The 4,612-nt window shown below is 63.4% G+C and carries 4 protein-coding genes; all 4 read right to left on the bottom strand.

The window, feature by feature from the left end:
• Positions 1-49: 49 nt before the first annotated feature.
• Entirely contained in the window at positions 50-1,414 is a 1,365-nt protein-coding gene (locus Q0672_RS08670; RefSeq protein WP_298621623.1) for a hypothetical protein, read from the bottom strand.
• A gap of 14 nt (positions 1,415-1,428) precedes the next feature.
• Positions 1,429-2,628: a hypothetical protein gene (locus Q0672_RS08675; RefSeq protein ID WP_298621624.1), complete on the bottom strand. Its 1,200-nt coding sequence runs from the start codon at positions 2,626-2,628 to the stop codon at positions 1,429-1,431.
• A 64-nt stretch (positions 2,629-2,692) separates the two neighbouring features.
• Positions 2,693-3,289 carry a DUF4276 family protein gene (locus tag Q0672_RS08680; RefSeq protein ID WP_298621625.1) on the bottom strand — a complete coding sequence of 199 codons (597 nt, stop codon included), beginning with the start codon at positions 3,287-3,289 and terminating at the stop codon, positions 2,693-2,695.
• Entirely contained in the window at positions 3,286-4,515 is a 1,230-nt protein-coding gene (locus Q0672_RS08685; protein ID WP_298621626.1) for an AAA family ATPase, read from the bottom strand. Before Q0672_RS08685 ends, Q0672_RS08680 begins: the two co-directional genes overlap by 4 nt.
• Between the last annotated feature and the right edge of the window lie 97 nt (positions 4,516-4,612).

The raw sequence follows: 4,612 nt of genomic DNA on the forward strand, positions 1-4,612 counted from the left end.
CTGCGGCTGGCCAGCAGGCGGGCGGTGAGGGTCCGGATCTGTTGTTCCATCAGGCTTGGGGGGCGTGGGGTTCGTCGGGGTCGGCGAGGACCGGGATGGCTTCGGGGGCGGGCAGGCTGCCGCGGGCGCCGACGAGGCCGGCGGACATGCGGGCGATCTCGTCCTCGCCGACCTTGACCATGCCGGCTTCGAACAGCACGTCGAGGGGCAGGCGCATGAACTCGCCGATGGGGCCGTCGGTGGGGCCGGCACTCCCGGATTCGCCATCGCCGCCATCGGCCAGCAGGGCCAGCAGCGACAGGCGGTAGCTGGAGGCCGGGAAGCCACCGCCGGCCACCAGCCGGGCGAGGCTGGCGGGCTCTGCTCCGGGCTCGGCCAGTTTGGCCAGGCGCTGGCTGAAGTGCTGCAGGAGGCGCAGGTCTTCGGCCTCGGGGGCGCGGTTTGAGGGGGCGTCCTCGGGGGGCGGCAGGGCGGTGTCGGCCTCGATCTGGCGGGCTTCTTCGGAGAGGGTGAGTTCGGCCCGGTCGAGGATCTCGTGGCCGCCGGCGAGGAGGGTGAGCTCCGGCGCCGGGGCGAGGGCTCCGTCGATGAGGACGGCGAGCTTGCGGGCATCCAGGCTGCGCAGCCAGCGGGCCACGTCGCTGGACGAGATGCCCGAGCCGCCGAGGGTGACGCGCTGGGCTTCGATCTTGTTCACGGCGCGCTGGAAGGCCGCATCGACCCGGGCGAGGCGCGACTGGGCGAGACCGATGCGCTGGGCGACGCGGGCGAGGTCGAAGGGCACCTCGGGGTCGGCCAGCAGCTCGCGCAGCACGGCCGTGCCCTTCTCGATCCAGCGCATGTTGGCCGACAGTTTGCGGCGGGCGTCGGCGATGCGGAACTCGGAGCCCGAGGCGATGGCGTCCTCGAAGTGCCAGGCGAGATCATTGAGCTTGCCGAGCAGGTGGCCGAGGGCTTCCGGGGTGATGCTGCCCACCGCCTGCAGGCCGGCCAGCTGGGCGGTGAGGAAGCCCAGCTCCAGGTCGTCCTCGGCGCTGAAGCTGACCAACATGCCGATGGCGGCCACGGCGTTGCGGCCGATGTCGGAGAGGGCGTAGAGGTTGTCCTCGCCGATCTCCAGCAGGCCATTGCCACGCAGGCGGCGCAGGGCGGTTTCGAGCTTGACCGGGTCGAGGAAGGCGAAGCGCTGGCGGAGCTGATCCGGGCTCCAGCGGGGGGATTCGCTCTCGCGGCCGATCTCGCGCAGCACCATCAGGCGCATCAGCACCTCGGCCTCGCTGCCGTGGAACAGCGTGCTGAAGGCGGCCAGCAGCGGCCGGGCGTGGAGCAGCGGGGCGAGCTCGGGCACGTCGTCGGCGGCGACGCCGGGGGCGAGAAACTCGTGGAGGTGGCTGTCGGGGCGGACGTCGGACATGGGCGCGCCTGGGCTTAGCGGAACAGGGCCAGGGCGGCGATGCGGCGGTCGATTTCGTCGCTCATCTGCCGGTAGGCGGGCGCCTCTGGGCTGCCGAAGCGGCGGCGGAACTCGTCGGCCATCATGTGCTCGGGCAGGCCGTCGATGGGCGGCAGCAGGGCGGCGTCGGTGAGGCCGGCGGCGACCGCGGCGGCGAGGCGCTCGGGGCTTCGGGCGGCGAGCTGGCCGAGGCGGGTGCCGGCCCGGTCGGCGGCGAGGTCGACGAAGGAGAAGCCGCTGCCGCGCTGGGCGTCGTCGATCTCCTTGTCGAGGCCGATGGCCTTGGCGAGGGGCGCGCCGGCCTGGGCGGCGATGGCGGCGGAGATCACGAAGTGCTGGGCGAGATCGCCCCGCTCGCGCAGGGTGAGGGTGACCGGCCGGGGCTTGGGCCAGCGGGTGGCGTCGGGGATGAGCACGCTGATGTTGCGCCCGGACAGGTGCAGGGCGGCCACCAGCAGCACGTCCCGGTAGGCTTGGGCGCGGTCGGCGCCCGGCTGCTGGCTGGCTTGCTGGAGCAGCGGGCCAAGCACGTCGGCCAGGGCGACCTTGCGGCTGCCAGGCGCGGCGTGGCCGAGGGTGTCGACAAACAGTCGCTGGGCGGCGGCGAGGCGCTGCTGGTCGGCCGGGCTCAGGGCGAGGTTGCGGGCGGAGTCGAGGAGCTCGGGTTGCCACACGTAGGTGACGGTGACGTCGGCCGGGGTGATGGCGACCTTCGAGATGGTCCTTTTGAGCAGCGCGACTTCGGGCGCGAGATCGGTGTGGCGGATGTACTGCGCAAGCAGCGCCTCGAACAGCGCGCCGGGCAGCGGGATGCGGCCGATGCGCACCTGCTCGATGTCGATCTGGCTGCCGCCGCTGGCACCGAGGCTGGCCTCGACATTCACGAAGCGCCCGACGCCGAGATCGGCCAGCAGGCGCGGAAGGGTGGCGGTGTAGCGCACGTCGGCGCCGCCCTGGCGCAGGTCGAGGCTGGCGGCACCGCGGATGCCGCGGCGAGCGGCAAAGTTGAGGAGGGCTTCGAGATCGCTGCCGGCGAGGCGCACGTCGCGGGTGGTGTTGGGGGCGAGGCGGCGTGGGTCGTTGCGGCGCAGGATGTCCCGGGCGCGGGAGATTGAAGCGGCCGAGACTTCGTCGCTGGCGGTGACCAGCGGCTGGTCTTCAAGGGCAATGGTCATGACGAGCATGCCGACGCCGACTGGCAGCAGTAGAAGGGAGCTGAGATACAGGAGGATTCGCACGTTAGTTGGGAATCTCGGAATCAACTAGGTGAAGCGTAGCTTTCTCTAGATGGACGAAATCGCGGCAACGCTCACGCAACAGCTTCAAGTCGAGGTGAGCTGTAATCTTCTCTTGATGAACAGTCTCTTTGTAAGCCATGCCTCGCGGTCGATGTGCGCTCAACCATTCTTTGGCGCCTCTAATCTCCTGAGGGTTTGCTGGGAACTCAACCTGTTTCGCAATATCCGAAAAAACCCGGCGGGTTGCGTTCTCGTCGTAGAGAAAGAGACTTTCGTACTCTTTGACCAAGAAGGCGATTTTTACTGGCCATCCAGGGCGCAGCACTAGCGCTCGATTAATTAGTTTGTTTGCTTCCGCGTAAGGGCATTCGTAGCCCTTGGCATCGAAATCCATAACCCAGAGGATAGGGGCATTCTCCTTTGTTGCAGCGAGAAAGAAAGTGTCGAAATGTTTAGAGACGGTTGGGTATTCTCCGCGGCGTTGAGTCGGAAGAACTACTACGTCGAAGACTTCATTTTCCGCTAGTATGCGACGAATCAGCACTGGAATAGCTCGGACATCTCCGTCCCCCTCTACAATCGTGAGTAGACGTCTCATTGCCTATCCTCCGGTAACAGTCCCTCCGCAGACATAATTTGCTCCAGCGTTAGCAGGTGATCTTTGATAGCCGCCTGTTGGCTTGCTCGAACTTCGGAAATTTGTGTTTCGCCGTCATTCATTGTGACGACGCAAATATTCTCAACAGGAAAAAAATCAACCAAATGTGGGCTGTGGCTGGTGATAAATAGTTGGGTGCGCTCAGATGCCTCCCGGAATGCATCGACTAATATCGCCAGTAGAGCAGGATTTACCGTTTGCTCGGGTTCTTCTATAACCATTAGGCTGGCATGCGGGGTGCTATAGAGTGCGAGCAGAATTCCGAGAATGCGGAGGGTTCCGTCCGATATCTGAGATGGGTCAAAATAGTGCGACCTACCATTCCGCTCCTTGATTTTGAAACGCGGATGGATAAAGCCGCCGACTGCTTGAGTGGAGATATCTTCGAGTTGGGGCATGACCACTTGCATCATTTCCTTGATCTGCTCAAGGGCTTGCTTGCCACGAGTCGTTCTTCGAAGGCTGCGAAGGATTGATGACCAGTTTGCACCGTTTTCCTTCAATAGTGGGTCGGTGTCTGGGTGTGCTGGTTGCCGTAGTGTGTTTGGGTAAACAGATGAGAAGCGGATGTTGCTAATAAAGTCTCTTAGCTCGACTCCCCCGAAACTTCCGCTGACGCCAATTTGATCTGAAAAGAAACGTTGACCAATAGCCAGGCCGTCGGGCGGAAATTCGCTTCGGCTGAGAAGGTTGATTACTTCTCCTTCGATTGTAAACCGCACTTTTCCGTCTGCGTTGCGTGAAAATGATGCACTCTTGATGTCTTGTCTCTCAATCACTCCCTCGTCGTCAATGTAGAACTCGGTGGCTTCTCCCCATCGGGCTGATTCGTGTTCCACACGGAAATCACCTTCGCGTAAGCTGGTGATCGAAAGGTTATATTCAGCGTTTGTTTCGGGGTGTTCGTCATCCACAAAGCCAAACTCGAAAGTAATGCGGAAGGGCTTGCTGGGTGAGTATTGCCTTATCAGGCCGATGCCTCCACGGGTACTGACTGCATGGTCGAGACCTTGACTGACCGCATCGCGCAGGAAACGCAGCACGTCGGTGATGTTGCTTTTTCCAACGCCGTTGCATCCGACCAAAACCGTGATCGGCTGAATTTCGTTCAGCTCAATATTGCTAAGACTCTTGTAGTGGCTGATTGCGAGTTTGGAAAGACGCATCGGTAACTCCTTGCAAGAGATGCTTTTCAGACGCCCTGCTTGAGGCTGGCCTGGATGAAGCCGTCCAGGTCGCCGTCGAGCACGCCCTGGGTGTTGC

The sequence above is a fragment of the uncultured Zoogloea sp. genome (genome assembly GCF_937894855.1).
Lineage (GTDB): Bacteria > Pseudomonadota > Gammaproteobacteria > Burkholderiales > Rhodocyclaceae > Zoogloea > Zoogloea oryzae.